The following is a 19,569-nucleotide window of genomic DNA, read 5'->3' on the forward strand; positions in this document are numbered from 1 at the left end:
GAAAAGACTCCGCCGAAGGCGGCAACGCCTCACAGATGCACAAATAAATTGCGCAACTGTTCACCGTTTAGATGTGGAATTAACTGATTATTTGACGAATGAATTCTGACACGCCGGAAAGGTGATGCCAGTCTGGCCCGGAGTACCCGGGCCGTGGAATAGAACGTTTACAGGATATTAGCGATCGATTTTGCCAGCTGGTCTTCAAGAACAGGCTGGGCTTCAGGGAACTTGAGGTTAACTTTATTCGCGTTAGAGACGACGCGAGTCTGGTATTTATGCTGATTACCCGTTTCAGTACTTGTCTGCACTTTTGCTCCGGATGTTCCCTGACGTAATACGGCCACGTTATCAGTCTGAACCTGTGTTTTGGTTCTTTCCGCGATCTGAACATCGGTGATCATGGTGTAGTTCACATCTTCCACCATCGCGTCAGCCGCCATTCCGACCAGACCGGCTGCAAGCCCTACTCCCAGGGTTGCTCCCGCGGAACTGGAGTTGTAAGCGGTAATCCCCGCCCCAAGAGCGGCGCCAGTCACAGCGCCCTCATAACCCCGGCTTAACCAGCCCTGAGACTCACGAAGGTCCATTTTATCGGCCTTGAGCACATTCGCCTGGATCCAGTAGCCCGCCGTATCGGGGTTACTGACGACCTGATATCCCTTTGAAGTGACAGCGCTGGCAATTTTTGCCTGCAGGCCACTCATATCCTTATCGGAGGTATTTTTGATTTGCAGATAAACCGTCTTATTATTTGAAGGTTCCAGCCAGATTGTTTCGCTCATCTGGGTTTTTACTTCCAGATTTCTCTTTTTAATAGCGGTTCCCATTGCACTACATCCAGACAACACCAGAGCAGAGCTGACGACCATCACAGCCATGAATTTATTAAGCTTCATCCTGAATCCTTGTGACATAATCAATACGAGTGAATACACATTCTCTTATGATTTCGGAATGCGCATTCACTATATACGAATTTTAAACGAGATGTGAAAACTAATTACAGTCTAAGAAACCAATAATAACAAAGGAAACTTTTAGGCTGTTAACAAACCACCATAATTGATAGGTTGCCTCTGGATCATCCCCCCCCCAACTTTTCTGCTCTGAAAGAGTTTATCGCAGATGAGAGTACCGAAAGTTGATATCGTCCAAAATCAATATTCATAACAAACCATACAAAAATCGTCGCAATAAGAATCATGAACGAAAAAGGAAATGGAGAGGCATAATACACTCTATTAAATAGTGCAAGCGCTAGAATTAAAGCCATATACACAAGTGCATAGACCATAACTTTTCTAGATATAAACCGATATACCTGCGAGCGCATTCTATAGGTTCTGGGAACAGATAAAAAAAGTGAACGCGCACTTGCCACACCAAGCAGAACAATAAGACTTATAACACCGGGGAACACCAACACCCAAAATATGAACTTAACAGACAAATACCCGCCCCCTACACTAATTAGGGCGCAAATCATATTCCAGGCGGCAACAATTACTCCAGGCCATAGACATGACCAAAAAGATGGTATCTCCATTTCACCTCGTGAAAACACATTTTTCAGCTCATCTACTTCTTCAATGAGGATTTTATTGGTCATCATCATTTTCATCTTTTCCCATCAAGAAAATCCTTTTGCGTTTTCGCCGCTTTTTCCTCTAACTCAGCCTGAGAGTCAGCTCCAGGTAAAGAATTTACCTTACTCTTTCTTTCATTATAATCACCTTTAAACTCATTTGCTTTAGTTTTATGGTTCTTTTCCATTTCAGCATTTTCACTTTTCACCTCTGCGCCTTGCCGTTGTATGTTTTCGCGGGTTTCCTGATGCTGTTGTTTATTCTCTGTAATCATCCTATCCACCTTCTGACCCACGTTATCCTTAATACCCGCATCTTGTGTCATAACATCGATACGACGAGAATTTTGTCCGTAGTCGGCCATTACCGAACCATTGTCACCACCACCTGACACCCCAGCCATATTCTGTCCGATGCTTTCACGCCCCTGTTGATACGCAGCATCAACCCTGGGTTCTACCTGCTCTTTGACGAATTCACGCGCCAGGGCTTCACGCTGCGCCGCAATTTCAGGAGAACTGGTATTGGTCAGAATGGCTTCGGCATCCTGTGGAGCACGATGCTGAACAAAGTTCGCAAACTGCTGAGTCAGGTTTTCGTTCATCTGGCCAGTCATGCTCTCTGTGCGTGATGCCATCTCACTGTACTCATGGCTGCGTGTCCGGCTGCTTGTATACTGGTCATAGCTGTTTTTGGCACTGGAGAGTGACGCGGCAAACTGGTCAACACGCGAGCTGGCATTATTATCGGTAATATTGCCCGATGTGGTGGTTTTGCGGCTGGTAAAGTAATCGGATGCTTCCTTAAAGTCTTTGGCCGCCTGACTGCTGGTATCATGTCGGCTGTCATTCGATTCCCTACCGGAAGTTCCAACGTTATCTGTATTACCTGAGCTGTGTCCCCAGCCTGCACTTCCTTTACCACCAACTTCAGCAGAAAAACCACTGCCCCACTTTCCTAACTTGCCAAACAGCTGATCCCCAGAACTCCATTTACCAGATACATGTGCATCAAATGATTGAGTTCTTTTCGATGAATCATCCATCAACTGCTGGAAAGACTCCTCATTACTGATGTTGTTGGCTTTCGCATTAGCAACAACCGCATTCCACATCTTGCTTCTGGCCATCGAATCCTGCGAAGACTCGGTAGTATCGGCCCCTGTCGTTGTTGATGTGCTGTTCCCTTTATTGGTGCCAAATTGCTGCAGACTATTCCAGGCACTTGTCACGCTGCTGTTATAGCCATGCAGCGCGCTTTCGGCCTGGACATCAGCCTCACGGGCCATCTGTTGCTGCGCACTGGCTATCTGACGACCGACGTTGATATCCACCGGCAGTTTTGACATTGCACCACCACTGTCCCAGACCATCGATCCATCCCGCGTCTGCGTGCTCATACCCCCATTCGCCAGCTGCCGCGACATCTGTCCGAAACTGGTTGTACTGTTGGTACCCCAGCTGTAGCCGCTGACGTTCTCCATCTGCATGTTGGCGAAAGAGTAATTCCCGTCCACCACGCCGGAGGCCGCCTGCGATGTTGCACTGAGCCCCGAAGAAGAAAAATGGCTGTAGGCACTGGAGAAAGCGGCCCCCATGCTCTTCACGATCCCCCACGACAAGGGCGGTATCATCACGGCAATATAACCCGCGGTGGTCGCAATATCCGAGTTTTTGAGCTGAACCTGCGACAACTCAGAGAGAACAACCGGCACGCCATTTTGCTTCGCATAGTAGGCCATCGCGCTGTTCAGGATGGCGAACAGTAATGGCCACGTCTGCAGCCAGATAAGCGCAAACACATACCCTTTAAGCACCTGCAGCGTCATCATGTTAAACATGGCAGCCATCACCATGATCGGGAACATCCCAATCATTAAACCCATAATGACGGTCTGCATCAGTGGAAGTGCGCGAAGCGCCTGGTGCCCCATTGTGGCCTGTGCCAGCCGCTGCTTTTCAAGGGATGATGTGTTAGCCATATTGACCAGACTGGCGGTGTCCCCGCTGCGGGCCGCATAACTCTGGATCCCACTGCGCAGGGCGTTCATCGTGACGTTCTGGCGGATAATCTGCCCGGCGCTCTGTCCCGAGCTGTAGAAGTAATTGTAGCTGTCGCCAATCATCTGGCTGAAAAGCAGATCGGGATTAGGTTTGCCGCCAAACAGCTGACGAACATAGTAGTTCCAGGTTTTCCCGCCTGTCTGAGTATCAAGCGCAAGAGCCGATTTCAGATCCCGTGAGGCCTCTTCGCATGTCTGGAACTGGTTGTTTTTATCAAACACGCCACGCAGTGGGCTTGGGTTTGCAAAAATCAGGGTATACGGATCAGGTGAATTCAGTAATTCTTCAAAAGAGTACTTATGATTGAGGAAAATATCGCCCATCACACAGTTTTGTACGTAATCGGAAAACAGCGTCGTAATCTGAGGATTTTGTGACAAAAAATCCGTACTTTTCGCGACCAGATTACTGCCAAATAACATCCCCGTTTTACTGTACGTGACGCTGTCCGGCAGCGCGAAGACCATCTCATAACTCTGGATAAGCGCGTTTCCCACCCTCGTTGTCAGCGACGCAGGAATGGCAAGACCAATAGGAACATTATCGACTTCATAGACCTGCGCAACGTTACTGTAATCGATGATCTGCACAGGGGTACGAATGACAACCAGCATAGAGACCAGGGTGAGGGAAAAGACCCAGCCAATAAGGTCCATTACGTTGTGTTTTTTTACCCAGTTCCCCGCCACAATGAGTACCGAGATGGCGATACACATCTTTTCTATAGTCGACCATGTGCTGGTCCCCATAAACGCCGCAATCGCGTTCAGGTTGCCCCGTAACCAGTCGCCGCCAGCAATGGCATATATCTCAAGCATTACAGATTCCCCCCAAAATGATAGTTATTCTGGTAGCGGGTCATCATGCGGGCAGAGACCTGCTGGCGCATGTAACTCATTTGTCTGTCAACCACAAGCAAGGCGTCCTGCTGGACCTGAACACGGGACTGGAAAGCGGCAATCTGCACACTCGCCTGGTTGAGATTTTCCATGATCATATCCATTGTCGACTGGGGATAATTACCGGTTGAGATCATCGCCCGGGCCTGCTGGATAAGTTCCTGAATGTACTGCAGCAGGATGTCGTAGCCGATATAGTCCGTCAGCTGGTAAATAAGTGAGTTAGACACCCCGAGCATCTGCGGATCGACCAGGTATTTGAACACCGGAATGGTGGTGCTGGAGATAAACCCTTTCTCCTGCTCTGTCAGTTTTTCATCAGCCACCGCTTTATTCTGGATACTGCTCAACAAAGCGCGAATCTGATTTTTGAGCGCCTTATTGGCGGTGATGGTTACGGTCGCATCAGCAACGACCTTGAGACATTTATCCGAGTCATTGCAGTGGTAGATTTTAGCTGTGCCGCCCTCCATCATGGCTTTAATCAGATCCTGGTCAGTGGTGCGTGCCGGCAACGGGGTGATCTCACTGTTCTCACCAAAAATCAGCGTACCGGTCAGGGTCATCACAAACTCTTTCAGCTCCTTATTGCCATCAAAGAGCCGGTTCTTCGATAAGGCATTCCACATGATGTTAATGTTCTTCATCACACGTTCTTTGTCTTTATCGCTGGCCTTATCCTGGACGCTGTCCATCTTGCCGCCCACCGTACAACCCTGGCGCGAGGCGGCCCAGTCCGAAAAGATATTGCTTTCACCGGCAATGTCCTGGCAGACCTTTTGTTGAGCGACCTGGGTACGAGGAAACAGGCCACCCACAATTCCCTGAGCAGCCTGGCAGGAACTGAGGTTCATGCTGTTCATGTCAGTGGCCATCTTTTGAAGGAAGTCCTTTGCGGTTTTGATCTCCGGAACCGTGGTCTGCAGGGCAAGGTCAAAGAAGTAACCCGCGGCGTTGGACATAATTTGTTTGCCAAAGCGCTGCAGCTGCTCGCTGTTGATAAAGGAGAACGACCCCAGGTACGCATCGATGCCGCCGCAGCCGGCGTTAATATCCGGCAGGGTCATGCTGACCAGCTGGATCGTTTTCACCTGCGTTCTGGCATACAGCGAACCGCCAGAGGCATAACCCGCCGCCTGCCCCTGCCAGACCTGTGGCTGGCTGGTATTGGACGCAAACCCGAGCTTATTGAAGAAGTTATTCATGTCGCCATTCACGTCGGCGGCGGCGCTAAATGACAGGCCAAGCGCGGCACCGCAGAAAAGTGACAGAAGTTTAATTCGCATCCTGTCCTCCATTACGCACAGCATTCTTTTTAACTCTGTCATTTCTCAGAATAAAAAGGGTCTTAAGGTGATAACTGAAAAAATTGCGGATTGCTAATGTCACTCCGGCAACAAAGAACCCCACCCCAACAGCGATCAGCGCATAAGGGATGGCGTACATCATAATATTCCACAGGTCTTTTACTCGCAGGTCACCGCTGGCTATCCAGTCATCCACGCAGAGATTAAATAAAAATCTCATTATCCATAACAGCAGAGCACCTGCAGTGAGAAACACAATGAATAATTCCAGATAGATTTCCAGACGCCTTTCCCGGTGGATAAATTCCGGCTTCAGTTGTTCTATTCTTTCTGCTGCTGTCTGCCCGGAGTCCTTTAAACTGGCTGGAAATAAAAACGCATACAGTCCCGTCGAACGTATATATTTGTTCATGGCTATTTTCCTTAATCACTTGCTAAGACCGGATATAACAGAGACTCAGTGCATCATCTGAAATACCGTATCCACTCTGGCCATAAAGCCCTGTGCATCCGTGGCGCCCTGCAGGATCGGGTACGCTGCCAGCGTGTTTACGTTCACCAGAAACGTAGTCGGCGTGGCCACCGGGATATTGGGGAAAAAGGTCTGCATCACGTCAGGAGGCGCCGGCAGCGCTTCCGGAAACGCGTCATCACCCTGTCCGTCAATGGTGTAAGAGAACACGGAGAAGCCATACTGTCCGGCCAGCTGCTTCAGCACCGGGTCAAACTTATGACAGTAGGGACAGTGTCCCTGCATGAACAGCACCACTTTCCAGTCGCGCAGGTCCACCTGCTTTCCGTTGCTGAGTCGTAACCAGCGTGGCTGAGATGCCCCGCTCACCGCCTGGGGAGTGTCGCTCTGCGGGGAGGCCGTTTCAGTACCGGAGATACCCCGCGGATCCCAGAGCGACTTCACCTCATCGAGCGTTCCCGCATGTGCCACCCCGGCCAGTGCAAGGGAAAGAGCCAGTGCCGCCAGCGGCGTCTTAGCGAGGTTCATCAGGCTGTTTTTCACAGGCTTTCTCCTCTTTTTCGGCTTCAGCAATCAGGGCGTTTAGAATGCGGTATCCCCCGAACACCACCATACCCAGCCCGAAGATTTCCCCGGCCTGGACGGCCAGCTCAGGCTGTTTTCTGACAAGCCGGGCTATCAGGTGGAAAAACACGCCCACGGCCAGCACCCACATCCCGGTGATATCTAAATCCGGAAAACGAATATTTCGCATGACACACTCCTTAGAAATTCGGTTTAAAGTCGCTGGAGACATAGAGGAACTGTTTCGCCAGGTCGTCCTGACTGATAAAGCCGTAACTGAGAGGCTTCACCTGGCCACTTTTCGGGTTAACCAGCATCATCGCGGGGAAGAACTTCACGCCAAGCTGCTCTGCCTGGCCCTGGTCCGTCCGGCTGTCGGGAAGCATGGGGTTAATCACTCCGTCAACCGACACCGGTATCACGCTCAGGCCATAGGTTTCGCGAAAATTTTTAATCACCTGGACCAGCTGGCCATCGATCGCTTCCCGGCCCCGGTAGAAGAACATCACGCCGTAGTGCTGTGCGAGGGTGGAGATAGCCTGTCGCTGTTCGGCATAGTCGGCAGCGAGCTGGTTTTTTACCGTGCCGTTGTAGTGGCTGTACTGCAGGTTGTAATCGAGTTCGGGGTTTTCCAGCATGGCTTTCTTCGCACTCATCGAGAACAAACCTGCCTGCTGCGTCCAGTAGTTCTGCAGCCGGAAATACTTCACGAAGTTTTCAGACGATGGATACAGAATGGCTTCGTACAACGACCGTTTGGTGGCCGCCTGGAGTGTGGCGAGTTTCTCCAGAATATCCATTTGCGGCGGTGGTGCCGCTTGTACGGCTTTCCTGTCCTCATCACGGGGCTTCAGTTTCTCGTTGTACCACTGCCAGCCCGCGTCTTTGGCGAAAGCCGGCATCAGGGCGCAGCAAAGGCACCCCGCCAGCATGGCGGCATGTATTGTTCGCATGGCAAATACCCTTTTATGAATTAATGCGACTGGCGTGACAGATGCTGATAGACACTGTATTTATCGAGCTGGCGCTGTACCTTTCCTGCATCATCACGGGCTTCAAAGCGATAACCGCTGCAGTACAGAGGCAGATAATTTATCTGAAGGTCCACCCGCTCCCCGTCCCTGATCACCCACGCGGCCTGAGAAACAGTGTCGCACTGGATCCCCCAGGCCCGGTTGGTTGTCATAAATGCGTTAACCTGCCTGTCCCGCCACAGGCTGTACGACATAATGCTGACCAGGAGAAAGACAAACACCCCGACAAACACCATGACCAGCCCGTATGCTTTTTTCTCTTCCATTGACTCTCCTGGTCACATAATAAGGAATAGCGGCATGCTCAGTACTGAAGATATAAAAGCCTGCCGGTCCGCTGGCAGTTTCTGGAAAGCAGGTGAGTACTGAGCGGCCATCTGAACCAGTTCGGACGAGTTAATCAGGAACCTGTCTGTATGCAGAGAGATATCCGCAAGAACAGCCAGCACCATAACATGATGCTCCTGGGGTAAATTCTCTTCATTCAGAATGTCTATAAATTTCTCAATCGTGATATATCGATTCATCTTTGCTTTTCCTTGCATTTATAACTTTCTCCAGGACTGAGAAAAACAAATAACACACAGACATGGCAAACCCAGCCATAAGAATAAAGACCACACTTTCGACATAATCACTTCCCGACGTCCCTTTGACGGCATCCCAGGAGAAATAAATCACCGGAGAAATAATGATTATTGTTAGCGTTAATCTCAGGACAAAATCAATAACAGGCTTTTTGTGAAAACTCATTTTCATGATTATCGGTCTCTTTATTAGGCAGCATGGTTTATTGCGCGGATTGCTGACTCATGATTTCCTTAATTCGTTCTCTGGTCTTATTGGTGAGCACATCGTTTTCCGGTATTTTTTGATTTTTCATCAGGTCGTCCATAAAGTTGGTGAAATCCAGCTTGTTAAAATCAATCCCCTGGAGTTCCGCGACGGTAATGCCCCGACAGTCAGGACTGCTGGCGCCGCCAAAACCGATATGCAGCTGACCGTTTCTTCCCTGCTGCTGAACGATCTGCGCCAGTTTTGAGTCGAACTGGCAATAGCTCCTTTTTTTCTCCAGGCAAATCCCCAGAACCTTTTTAGAGCAGAATTCCCCTATACTGACCGTCAGCTTGTCTTTTTTCGCTTTGGCCAGCGCCTTTTCCTCGCTGCTGCAGCGTGCCAGCCCCACATCCTGGCCCCAGCCGCTGTCTTTGCAGCAGTTACTGAAGCCGGCAGCAAACTTCTTACAGAACTTCGCTTTTCCGGTGAATGCCCGGACATCCACCCCGTTCAGTGCCGCGACGTCCTTCCCCGCGGCAGCCAGTGCCGCCAGCTCAGACACCGCCTGCCCAAAGTCGTTGCTCTTCCCGGACGTGGCTTTGTCACATTCACCATCAAGGCAGAAGACATCACCGCCGCAGATCATTTGCTTGCCACTCGTCCTGGTTTCGCAGGAATACGTTGCATATTCATGCAGGCACGTGCCTTCCTCGCTGGAGAAGGCGCACTGGCGGGATGACAGAGTACAGGCCGTATTTTTCATCAGGCTTTCACAGGAGCCGTTGTCCGCCGGCTGCGTGAGCCAGGTATCCTTATATTTCCAGCAGGCCTCCGTGAACGAGTAATCCCTGCCTCCGAGGGTGATGGTTCGCGTTCCTCCCGGACTGATACATTCCTCGCCCGTTTTTTTTCCTTCATCCTTACTGAACGGACAGCTTTCAACCCAGACGACTTCAGGTGCATAGACGGTTTCGGTTTCTTCCATCACCAGGGTGACCGTGACCTGTACGGGTTTCTGGCTGGCCGATGATACGGTCCGTGATGTTTTGCTTACTGAAAAGTTCTGCCCAGCAGTGACCGCTTTGTCCACACCAAACGACTGATGAATCTTCCCCTTCCCGTCATAGGTATATTTCGTACAATGCGTGTTCTGACCGCCTGAACACATCGATTCTGAACGTGGCCAGTTGATCACATCAATGGGGAACGTTCGTTCAAAGAGGGTCAGGCTTTCACTCACTGCACTCTTGCAGCTATCCCGCACCTTCCCTTCGGAATCGCATTCTTCAATCCAGGGGATCACCAGAGGCTCACCATCCACCGAGGCATTCAGCAGACGACCGTTGGTCGGGATCGTCAGGTTGCCACTCCATTGCCGGGTACTCCGGGCATAATTCAGCGTCACCACCTGCTGATAGGTTCGGTTAACTTTCTGTGTGGTGGCGTTATCCTTCAGGGTCGCTTCCCGTGTGCAAAAATTTTCCACCTGCAGATCACGTTCGCAGGTATGGTTTGTGAACTCACTGCGGTTCACAACCTGGGCGGTACAGGACTGTCCGGTATCGCCGACAATGCTGTCGGCACGGGATTCTGTATCCTTTGCGGCCTGAATAAACGGCGCATCCTGAGATATCTGATCCGGTGGCCGGTTCGTGAACGACTCCGTAATCGCTTTGCCGGTATCTCCCTGGCTGAACTCCAGGGCTGAATCGCTTTTCAGAGAGCTGTCTCCGCTGGCAGTGACGCCGCCATAGTATTTTGTCTGATCAGGGCTGTCGGTATACCCCGGCAGGTTTTGCTCACCACTGAAATTTTTCAGTGAGTTCAGACCATTGCCCTGCACCTGTTTCGCAAAATCCGAACCAGCTTTATAGTCGCTTCCACTGTCAGCACAGGCTGGGGATGCCAGCCAGATAAAGGCGCTCAGGACAAAAAAATGCGCAGTCAGCACGGAAATAACCGTCTTCATTTCTGCCCTCCCTCATCCCTCACCATTTCCGGTAACGCTATGAAGTACGGTCTGTCTTTCATGGCTGGCTCCCGGCGGCATTCGAGGGCGCATCAAGTATTTGCCGGGCCACCTGTGCGCAGTCACCGGTTTGTGCCACTTTCTCCAGCGCCTGTTTGACGTGAATGTTACCGCGTACCACGTCATATCCGGCCTGACACCGTACCACCAGAGACGGCACACTCCGGATGCTGTACTGCGTGTACAGTGTCGGGTCGATCTGCACGCCGTCGGTCACGCCATCCTTCACCAGCTGCAGCACCGCGTCAGTGGTGGTCTTCATGTCGTTATTGACGAGCCCACGCAGTGTCGCCGGAATGCCGTACTGCCGGGTTTCGTGCAGCATCCGCTTCAGCCCCTCTTCAGGTATCGAGAAGGAGACAAAGTACAGCGCCCCTTCTGCTGGCTTTTCCTGATTCGCCGCTTTCTGCTGGCTGACCAGATTATCGATAAACTGGCGGTCTGATTTGGGCAGAGGATTACGGTTGATTTGCGCCTCAAGCTCCTGCTGCAGCTGTTTATCCGGATGCTGGCGCAGCTGTTCGCTGAGGGTCTCCTGCTGCTTCAGCCATTCTCTGTCTGTAACAGAGGAGGTTTCAGCCAACACCGCTCGTCCGGTCAGCAAAAGCATGACCATAAACAGATTCATTAATTTCATGAGAGACTCCTGTCAGAGAAAGACACAATTGCGTTTACGCCACATCAGATAGCCATAGTTCTTACGGGTGTTGGGTGGATTTTTACCGGCCTCCCAGCGCATCACGCTGCGCCCCACGGGATGGCATTGGCCGCTGTCCGGGTACATGTTCACCATCTGATAGCGCCAGCGCTCTTTGGGGATGATCGGGGACGGATACTCATAGCAGACCGCCTTGTCCTTCCCGATGCTCTCCATAATTTGTCCCTGCCGGTGAAGCTTGTACGCCATGCGCTCGCTGACAAGTAACGAGGACTGCAGCGGACTGGACTCGTTGCTTACCCAGCCGCTAAACGGGTACATCGAACCCTGAGAGCCGGCACACCAGAACAGAATATCGAGTGGCATATGAAACGCGCTGGCCATAGCGTCAGCCGCGCACGCCCCCTGTGCGATGGGGTTGGCAAACAGGATGGCTTCCGGATTCAGAATAGTGGTGAGGCTGCTGTCCACCCAGGTCGGGTCAATCTCGGACAGATAGGCTATATCCATGTCTCCGCCTTCCAGACAGCCTGCGGAGGTGATGATGTTCAGCCAGTAGGTCAGCGGGTACTTGTACCAGTGAACGTGATAAAAAGCGCCGTTCACCTGCTTGTCGTCCTTTCTCGCGGTCCCCATACCGGTCTTGCCGAGATTGATACTGAAGCCCCCCAGATTGACCATACAGCCAGGCGAACGGCTGACGTCCGTCATGGCCATCGGCTCCCAGTACCCGATGGCCAGGCCGGGGCGAACAAAAATCGGTGGCGGCGCCGGACACAGCTGCAGGGGACTACCCGGATTGCTGGTATCAGGCAGATCGCCTTTACCAACCTGCACGCTGCCGAGTGATAAAGGAAATATGCAGCGCCAGCACACATCGGTGATCGGGTTGACGAATCGACCTTCACACGACGGATCTGCATGTACCTGAGGGACTAACGAAAAAAACAGGAGGATAAACAAAAATGATATTTTTCTCATTGATTATCCCTTCCCCTGTATTTTTCCCAGATGTTGTTTACACCATCGATTATTTCTTTCTGCTTTTTTAAATCCTGTCCCTTAGCGAAATCCTTCAGCACGTTGGAAATAAACTCCAGTCTGTAAACCTTCCGCCAGAACGAGTCCTCATCATGTGGTTTTAAAAGAAAAAGCTCATCCAAATCCTTTTCCATATCGCTGATGAGATGACTTGCTTTGCCTTCAACATACCGACAATACCGACTATTCTGTAATTCATAATCGTCAATTTTTTCTTTCAGAAGCCTTTCACATTCACGTCGGTGGTTAATTTCTTTATTTTGTCGAACCACCGTAAGCCACTGAACAACAATTAATGCTGCGAGAGTAATCTCAGTAATAGTCATATAATCACCTGACAAATAATCGTAATTCGGAATCGTACGGGTCAACGGACGGGAAACACCTCAATATTCAGCCGTTCACCGGAGGGCGCCGGCGTGATCCGCGCCGGGACCGCCGTCAGGCCAAATCGCTTGCTCAGTACGCCGTTCTGGTCGAAATAGATCCGGCTGTCCAGCGCTGCGGAGGTGTCCGGGATACTGCCACGCACCAGGATAATTTTGCTCATCAGGGTTTCCGGCACCTGACGCTTCATCCAGGCCAGCTGGTCGGCATCGTCTCCATTGATGAAGTACAGGGTCTGGACAAACGGTACGGTTTTAAGCGGGTTCACCACATCGCCCTTGCGGGCAAACACCCGCCCCTCATTGTCCTTCAGGTCTTCGGTCAGGCGGATGCTGGGATCAAACCAGCGCTGCTCGTATTTCTCCGCACGCTTAATGCCCTCCACCGGTGCCGGGCGCTGACTGTTCTCGATAACCCGCTGCTTAAACGCATCCATCGTCTGGTCCCACTGGCCAGAGGATTGCAGTGACTGCAGACGCTGCGTGATGAGCTGCAGCATGTCCTGCTCCCGGACGGGCCATAAATCCCCCCAGGTACCGAGATCAGCCGCCTGAGTCAGCGGCGATACCAGGCAGGCGGCGAGCAGACAGTCTTTCAGTCGTATCATTACTGTTCTCCTTTCATCCGGCGGGCAATGTCGTGCTGGATGTTGCGGGTCACATCGGGCGCGCCCTGAACCACGGCAGGTGAAACCAGAATGACCACATGATGCTGCTGCTGATACTCCGCCAGACTCTTCTCCAGCGCGTCGTTAAACCGGTCAGAGAGCGCTTTTGACTGCGCTTCTGTCAGCTGCTTCTGACTGACACTGTCCATAAAGCTGTCGAGCGTCTTCTTCATATCAAAAGCCACCACCCGCGGTGTGGAGTACTCCAGAACCACGCGTGAGAGAAACGCGCTGGTTGCCAGGGCGAAAAGCACGAGAGCAACGATGACAGGTATCCGGCGAAAGGTATGAGAGTTCGTACTGACCGGCTGTTCGGTGTTGTTTTTCATCACTGTTTATCCTCCATGTCATTCACCGGTATTCGGGATTCAAGCTCTGCCATTTCGTCTTTAAAGTTGCGACACGCGAGGCCGTACACCGCATCGTGGATATCGACCCCCTCTTCCCGGCGCGCTTTCATGTACTCAAAATCCGGGCCTTTTGAGGAGTACATCGCCCGGCTGAGCGGGTCGACGAACAGGCGGTGCCAGGAGCAGTTCGCTTCCACCTGCAGCATAAAAGAGCTGAACCACTGCTCTTTGGCCGAACCGAAGCCGTTAATCATGTCTTTCTCCAGCTTGCTGAACTGATCCGGGTACAGCTGGTTATACTTGGCAAATTCCTTCGCTGACTGTTTCAGAATGGCCTTGTATGACGAGTTCCCCCAGGCAGCGCGTGCAGCGCTCGATGCGGTCGGGGAGTCGAAGTCCACGATATTTTGCGTGATGGTGATGTATGCGCCGGTATGTCGACGCGCGGTACGGTAGCCTTTCTCGATGAACTGACCCACTTTTTCATTTTTGAAATCAAGGAGCTTCCAGCCTTCATCGATGACGTTCAGTTTTTTCAGGCCACGCGGTGACTGATACATCCTGTTCTCGATGTAAATAATCAATGAGAACATCACAGCGATAAGCAGAGATGGCCGCGACTCCAGGCCACCGAGCTCCAGTACCACCATCCGGGCATCTTCGTGGAGTGTTGGTGTATCTGAGTTGAAATAGTCCCCGTAGATCCCATTTACCGTGTACTGATCGAGCAGGATTATCATCTCGTCCAGACGGCCCCGGATTGTTGGGGAATCAGCATATTCATCGCTGTCCTTCGCGTCCTGTAAAAACTGCACTACGTCATCAACGCGTGCATGATTACGCTTGCTTAACCAGGCCGCCTGCACTGCCTGCAGAAGCAGGCCTTCATGGACTTCATCGAGGTTGCCGTTCGGACTGGCCATGACAGACATCTGATCGCGTATACGTTCTGCTGACATGTCGAAGTGAGCATCATCCAGCACGTTGGCGAACGGGTTAAACTTGAGGGTATCGCCATCGAGGTATACGCCCCCCATGTTTTCACACAGGGACTTATAGCCATCGCCCATGTCGAACACCCAGGCAAACCCGCCGGAGTCGAGCACACTGCGAATGAGGGGCTGAATCAGACCGGTTTTACCCGCCCCGGACGTCCCGCAGACTGCCATGTTGAAATTGGTATTGTTCATTCCCTCGTAGAACAGGTCGATGAACGCCAGCTGATTTCGGTAGGTGGGCGCCAGGAGTCCCGCCGGCGCCAGCGGGCTGTCAGCGACGATCGGCAGGAGGTTAGCCACCTGGAACGTCTCCGCCCGCTTCACCACGCCTGCCGCCTGCAGCTCTTTAAACAGGCCCTCACCACACTTGAACGGCATCATGGCCAGAAAGTTACGCAGGTGATGGTAGCGGGCCGGGATCAGCTGGAAACCGCCTTTACGGTAGCTGTTGAGCACCTGCTGTTCAGCGGCGAGAGAGGCCTCTGTGCTGTCTGCGGTGTACGTGGTGATATTAAAGAAGTAGGACACCAGGGAGGTCTGGTTGGTCGCCAGTCGCTGGCGGATATCGCCCCACTCCTGCATTTCCTTTATCACGTTCGGAAAAAACTTCGCGTAGGAGGTTTTGCTTTTCTTCTCCACGTCCATGAATTTCATGTTGGCTTCATTCTGGGTCTTCACCTGGTCCTCCACCATCAGCGTCAGCGTAATGACAAAGGGGCAGGAAATGGAGAGCTCCGGGTTAAGCAGGTTGGCGTAGTTATCCGCGGAGGTCCAGAGGAAGGCCATTTCCGGATCACTCTCCAGATGGTAGCTCGTCACCCGGGTTACGCACTCTTTCCCGTCACGCCCCAGGCGGCCAATTTTCAGATGACCGGCGGTGACCTGCATATCAAAGCTGTCATCGACACACTGATAGTTCAGATCCTGATAGGGGTCCAGCTTATACGGTACGCGGTACATCTCGTGCGGGTCCGGGTTTATAAGCTCGCGCATCAGTTCGACCAGCCCGGCAGCATCAAGGATACGCGTCGGAATATAGGCACCGCCCAGTGACGCCCGCAGGATTTTAATCTGGTTCTCCATCTCCACAATTTGCGTGGTGGAGTTTTTCTTCCGGGGCACGCAGCAGGAGATGTACACGCGGTAGTTACGCAGCGTCAGGGGTAAATCCAGTGCAGGAGGCAGGGGGAACTTCGTCTCCGCTGCCCGGAGATAGTAGGCCTGGGTGATGGCGTTAAACTTCTTAGCCTGTTTACCGCTCCAGCGGAATTCACGCAGACCGTAGTCGATATCATTGCCGACCAGTTTGCTGGAGACCAGATGAAAACTGACCGGGACGCCCCGGGGAAGTTTGCTGCGCAGTAAATGCTCCAGTGTGGCGACGATACTTTTATCCGCACCGGGTAAAGGACGCGCCTCAAACATAAAACCGATGGTTTTGTTATTAATAAACAGCCCGGTCGCGGAATCATAATCCTTATAGGGCAAAATACGGCTGAACTGGGGGAAATTCATGCTGCCCAGCGTGTCATTGGCTTTCGCGGATTCGTCGGGCAGCTTCAGTGCTGATACCAGTGAATTCACTGCCTGGGTGACGGCATCGATGATGTTATTACTCATGCGGGCGTTCCTTTAAGAGCATTTCAAAATAACAAGGGTAATAAATGGCAAGAAGAATATTCATATCCGCACTAGAAACTCCTTCTTATAATGGAAAGCACTGGAATAAAAAACAATAAACACATGGAGGCAATAATCTGACCCATAAAGATCGAATCCAACAACACCTCCCCTTTCCACAGACAAACAAGCAGAGTGATAAATAAACAAACCACATGAAAGAAAACAATCAGGAACAGAATGTTCGCTGAGAACTCCCCATCACCAACTTCCACCTCTAAGCAAAAAAAATAAAATACACACAAACTACAGATAATATAGACACCTTCATGTCGAATACCCTGAAAGAAATCAGGAGAAAACTCTCCTGCCAGTCCATTGTAAGTCAGTCTGGCTCCCAGATAGATGAGCCAGTAGACTGGAGGTATAAACAAAAATCCGTACTTTCGAAGAAACAGCATCATATCCATCCCCTGATTATTTGCTCATAGCGTTCAGTGCGTTAAGTTTTTTTTCACGTACTGCTTTAATCTCTTCTTTATACTTGCATTCTGATGCCATCTTTTTTGCGTCACCGAAAGTTAATGGCTCTGACGAAGTGCCTGTGTTAGTTTGAATTGCTAAACGTAACGCCTCACCTGCACAAGGTGTCTAATGAATAATACTTTGCAGTTGTTCTGGAGTAGCGGGCTGCATATCGCGAGAATCTTCAATATACTGCACAAAGAATACCCAGTTAACACAATTAAAAAAAGAATAATCAAAAAACCAAATTGCTGGCCAATTTCTTGCTGTCTTTCCATTGTTCCATCCCTACCGGTCAATCCAGTTTGTTAATCAGCATTTCATTTTGAGTTAGCTTTATATAATTCCCACTGATGGATATAGGAATAATACTGCCCACCAGGCACATTAATGATGATGCCATCACAGTCCAGTTTATTAACAGGGCTGGTAAAAGCGCCTGTCGGCATGTTTACCTCAAGTGTCCGGCAGTCATCTTTCCAGTGTCTACCTGCTTCAAGTTCATCCATCGAAAATGAGTGAATGGAGATAACGAACATTCCGGAAAACCCAACCACCGCTATAAGCGCACAGTATATGAATGTATCGCCTCTGTTAACTCGAAGATTGAATTTTTCAGGGATGGCAACCATTGCCAGCGCACCGACCACACCAATAACAAAAAGAATCAGGCATATACCGTTAAGCCATGCAACGTTATGTCCAAGTATATAGTACGCTTTCACTTTCTTATTCCTTATGCTGCATACTTTCAAATAACGTGAGATTGTTAATACTGACCATCGGTCTTACTATTCACCTGCCCCCATCCGTTCAAAGTAATAAATCAAGACATAAAACATATAAAAGATCACTGTGGCTGTAAAAAATCCCGTTATTACTGACAGCGTCAAATCAGGAGAACCGGCCCACATGTTTTTATCCATGAATACCATGAAAGAAAATAAAGCACTGAGACCTGTAAGTCCAAACAACATTAAAATACAGGAAAGCGAATCTCTTATAAAAACACCAATAATTACATAGCCGTAACCGCAGATAATGATTGCCATTGCAAAAAAAAGCCGAACAAAACCATCAAAACTTAACTGGTATTCAGCCATTTACTCACCCTCATTCAATGTTTCTATCACGCTGCTTAAAGGCTCGCGGGTTTTAATTTCAATGCACTCTCCTGTATTACTTCCGTAACCTCTGCCTCCACGTTCTTCGAGTACCCGTAGCATTTTTATGCAGACATCAGTATTAGGCATGGGAGTAACATCCCAAATCCCACCGCCACTACTCGGTGTCATCAGCACCAGAAAAATAAATGCATGCATAATTTATTGCCTTTATTTATATACTTGTCAGTAGAAAAAAGCAGGCTATATCCTGCCAATAAAAATAACAGCGCCATCTTCCATTTGAATAATTCATCCATAACGTTACTTACCTTCCGTGCGAAGTTTATTAACCTCTGTCTTATCCCTGTATTTCACATCCATATACCGTGTTACGCCATCCGGGCAAGACCAGGCATCTTTTGCTTTAGCCAGAAACCCTGCCTGCTGTGCTTCAAATGCGGAGACTCTGCAGTTTTTCAGGGTATAGATGACATTCTGTTTATTGGTTTGAATCTGTTTGTATGTTGACTCAGGCTCAATAAAGACAAACACTTCTGTTATCGCGACGACAATACACATTATCAGAATGATTGACTTACCCCACCAGGACACAAACAACCGCTGTAAAAAGAAAGACATAACTGCGGCAGTGCCAACAATCAGCATCAACATAAAAATATATGACGATTCCTCGCACAAAAGCATCCAGAGATATTTAATTGACTCAGTCACTTTCGAAATCCTTTCATTTTTCGTAATCAGTTTTAAGTTCACACGCTACCGCCCATCCCTTTCAACGCAGAGGGCACTCGTTATAATTCAGAAATGTAAACTTACTGCAGCGCCAGTAATGGCGCTGTGAATCAATTAAGGCGAGGTTGTCCCCACGCCGATGGTGTCACGACAAAAAGAACCGTTGCTGGCTGGTGATATACATCATCTGCATCCACATACGGCGCTATCCACAATGACGTTGTCTCCTCCCCTTTTCTTAATGGCCGGGGATAATTACCTGGCGGTGTTGACGGTGACGTAAACGTTGACGCCACTACTGGTAAAGACATTTTCACTACCGGCAAAGACTGGAGCCTTTTCTCGGTTTCGAAATATGTTGCCTCATTCTTTGCCGTTGGATTATTTAGGTACACTGCACGTGCTCGATCTTTCTCCGCGGCCACTCTGGCCTGGGTCAGGTTGGACTGTGGCGGCAACGGGTACGAATTCACTGACGTGGTTCTGAAATTACCCTCAGCCAGTTGTGGCAACCCGGCCGCAGCCGGCTTTGCATCACTGCGTTCCTCTTTCAGCTTCGCTTTTTCATTTGCCTGCTCCATCGTCATACAGGTATCCGACGTCGTGGCATTACATTGAAATTCAGTCTCTGTGCCCGCGCACCCGGTTAAGAGCAAAGCGCCGCCCAGAGGAATTAACAGCATTAATTCCTTCATGATATTTCTCGCTATTTATCGGTTATTTTTCAGGT

Annotated in this window: 24 protein-coding genes; all 24 read right to left on the bottom strand. The window is 50.3% G+C overall.

Features of this window, described 5'->3' with window-relative positions; all coding sequences use genetic code 11:
• Positions 1-167 precede the first annotated feature (167 nt).
• Positions 168-899 (bottom strand): conjugal transfer complement resistance protein TraT, encoded by a 732-nt coding sequence (gene traT / locus L2I46_RS25780; RefSeq protein WP_013023830.1) that lies wholly within the window; start codon positions 897-899, stop codon positions 168-170.
• A gap of 185 nt (positions 900-1,084) precedes the next feature.
• A complete protein-coding gene (locus L2I46_RS25785) occupies positions 1,085-1,618 on the bottom strand; it encodes a conjugal transfer protein TraS (protein WP_014343486.1) in 534 nt (177 codons plus the stop codon).
• A gap of 2 nt (positions 1,619-1,620) precedes the next feature.
• On the bottom strand, positions 1,621-4,470 hold the full coding sequence (gene traG / locus L2I46_RS25790; RefSeq protein ID WP_013609534.1) for a conjugal transfer mating-pair stabilization protein TraG: 2,850 nt from the start codon (positions 4,468-4,470) through the stop codon (positions 1,621-1,623).
• Positions 4,470-5,849 (bottom strand): conjugal transfer pilus assembly protein TraH, encoded by a 1,380-nt coding sequence (gene traH, locus L2I46_RS25795; RefSeq protein WP_014343487.1) that lies wholly within the window; start codon positions 5,847-5,849, stop codon positions 4,470-4,472. Before traH ends, traG begins: the two co-directional genes overlap by 1 nt.
• Complete coding sequence (gene trbF / locus L2I46_RS25800) at positions 5,827-6,270, bottom strand: F-type conjugal transfer protein TrbF (protein WP_013023828.1); 444 nt, start codon at positions 6,268-6,270, stop codon at positions 5,827-5,829. The genes traH and trbF overlap by 23 nt, the downstream gene beginning before the upstream one ends.
• 45 nt (positions 6,271-6,315) lie before the next feature.
• Complete coding sequence (trbB, locus tag L2I46_RS25805) at positions 6,316-6,873, bottom strand: type-F conjugative transfer system pilin assembly thiol-disulfide isomerase TrbB (protein WP_013214031.1); 558 nt, start codon at positions 6,871-6,873, stop codon at positions 6,316-6,318.
• On the bottom strand, positions 6,845-7,084 hold the full coding sequence (traQ, locus tag L2I46_RS25810) for a type-F conjugative transfer system pilin chaperone TraQ (RefSeq protein WP_004144400.1): 240 nt from the start codon (positions 7,082-7,084) through the stop codon (positions 6,845-6,847). Before traQ ends, trbB begins: the two co-directional genes overlap by 29 nt.
• Before the next feature lie 10 nt (positions 7,085-7,094).
• Positions 7,095-7,847: a type-F conjugative transfer system pilin assembly protein TraF gene (gene traF / locus L2I46_RS25815; protein ID WP_048337413.1), complete on the bottom strand. Its 753-nt coding sequence runs from the start codon at positions 7,845-7,847 to the stop codon at positions 7,095-7,097.
• A 20-nt stretch (positions 7,848-7,867) separates the two neighbouring features.
• A complete protein-coding gene (locus tag L2I46_RS25820) occupies positions 7,868-8,194 on the bottom strand; it encodes a hypothetical protein (RefSeq protein WP_004152676.1) in 327 nt (108 codons plus the stop codon).
• 12 nt (positions 8,195-8,206) lie between these two features.
• Positions 8,207-8,455 (bottom strand): hypothetical protein, encoded by a 249-nt coding sequence (locus L2I46_RS25825; RefSeq protein ID WP_004152675.1) that lies wholly within the window; start codon positions 8,453-8,455, stop codon positions 8,207-8,209.
• Positions 8,433-8,687 carry a conjugal transfer protein TrbE gene (locus L2I46_RS25830; RefSeq protein ID WP_004152674.1) on the bottom strand — a complete coding sequence of 85 codons (255 nt, stop codon included), beginning with the start codon at positions 8,685-8,687 and terminating at the stop codon, positions 8,433-8,435. Before L2I46_RS25830 ends, L2I46_RS25825 begins: the two co-directional genes overlap by 23 nt.
• A 31-nt stretch (positions 8,688-8,718) precedes the next feature.
• Positions 8,719-10,674 (bottom strand): type-F conjugative transfer system mating-pair stabilization protein TraN, encoded by a 1,956-nt coding sequence (gene traN / locus L2I46_RS25835; protein WP_013023827.1) that lies wholly within the window; start codon positions 10,672-10,674, stop codon positions 8,719-8,721.
• A gap of 58 nt (positions 10,675-10,732) precedes the next feature.
• Positions 10,733-11,371: a type-F conjugative transfer system pilin assembly protein TrbC gene (gene trbC, locus L2I46_RS25840; RefSeq protein WP_011977786.1), complete on the bottom strand. Its 639-nt coding sequence runs from the start codon at positions 11,369-11,371 to the stop codon at positions 10,733-10,735.
• A 12-nt stretch (positions 11,372-11,383) separates the two neighbouring features.
• Entirely contained in the window at positions 11,384-12,373 is a 990-nt protein-coding gene (gene traU, locus L2I46_RS25845; RefSeq protein ID WP_009309872.1) for a conjugal transfer pilus assembly protein TraU, read from the bottom strand.
• The gene (locus tag L2I46_RS25850; protein WP_004194992.1) at positions 12,370-12,759 is read right to left on the bottom strand and encodes a hypothetical protein; all 390 of its coding nucleotides are present in this window, start codon (positions 12,757-12,759) and stop codon (positions 12,370-12,372) included. The genes traU and L2I46_RS25850 overlap by 4 nt, the downstream gene beginning before the upstream one ends.
• 41 nt (positions 12,760-12,800) lie before the next feature.
• Complete coding sequence (gene traW, locus L2I46_RS25855) at positions 12,801-13,427, bottom strand: type-F conjugative transfer system protein TraW (protein WP_009309871.1); 627 nt, start codon at positions 13,425-13,427, stop codon at positions 12,801-12,803.
• The gene (gene trbI, locus L2I46_RS25860) at positions 13,427-13,816 is read right to left on the bottom strand and encodes a type-F conjugative transfer system protein TrbI (RefSeq protein WP_004197815.1); all 390 of its coding nucleotides are present in this window, start codon (positions 13,814-13,816) and stop codon (positions 13,427-13,429) included. Before trbI ends, traW begins: the two co-directional genes overlap by 1 nt.
• A complete protein-coding gene (gene traC, locus L2I46_RS25865) occupies positions 13,816-16,455 on the bottom strand; it encodes a type IV secretion system protein TraC (protein ID WP_013023824.1) in 2,640 nt (879 codons plus the stop codon). The genes trbI and traC overlap by 1 nt, the downstream gene beginning before the upstream one ends.
• A gap of 71 nt (positions 16,456-16,526) precedes the next feature.
• Positions 16,527-16,925, bottom strand: a complete 399-nt coding sequence (locus L2I46_RS25870) for a hypothetical protein (RefSeq protein WP_013609531.1) — start codon at positions 16,923-16,925, stop codon at positions 16,527-16,529.
• Between the two features lie 375 nt (positions 16,926-17,300).
• Positions 17,301-17,705, bottom strand: a complete 405-nt coding sequence (locus tag L2I46_RS25875) for a hypothetical protein (RefSeq protein ID WP_004197817.1) — start codon at positions 17,703-17,705, stop codon at positions 17,301-17,303.
• Between the two features lie 66 nt (positions 17,706-17,771).
• Entirely contained in the window at positions 17,772-18,083 is a 312-nt protein-coding gene (locus tag L2I46_RS25880; protein WP_015344986.1) for a hypothetical protein, read from the bottom strand.
• Positions 18,084-18,302 carry a hypothetical protein gene (locus L2I46_RS25885; RefSeq protein ID WP_015344987.1) on the bottom strand — a complete coding sequence of 73 codons (219 nt, stop codon included), beginning with the start codon at positions 18,300-18,302 and terminating at the stop codon, positions 18,084-18,086.
• A gap of 105 nt (positions 18,303-18,407) precedes the next feature.
• Positions 18,408-18,818: a hypothetical protein gene (locus L2I46_RS25890; protein ID WP_009309869.1), complete on the bottom strand. Its 411-nt coding sequence runs from the start codon at positions 18,816-18,818 to the stop codon at positions 18,408-18,410.
• Positions 18,819-18,949: 131 nt separating this feature from the next.
• Positions 18,950-19,534 carry a type IV conjugative transfer system lipoprotein TraV gene (traV, locus tag L2I46_RS25895; RefSeq protein WP_013023822.1) on the bottom strand — a complete coding sequence of 195 codons (585 nt, stop codon included), beginning with the start codon at positions 19,532-19,534 and terminating at the stop codon, positions 18,950-18,952.
• Between the last annotated feature and the right edge of the window lie 35 nt (positions 19,535-19,569).

It is taken from the genome of Klebsiella sp. 2019SCSN059 (genome assembly GCF_021739525.1).
Taxonomy (GTDB): Bacteria; Pseudomonadota; Gammaproteobacteria; order Enterobacterales; family Enterobacteriaceae; genus Klebsiella; species Klebsiella quasipneumoniae.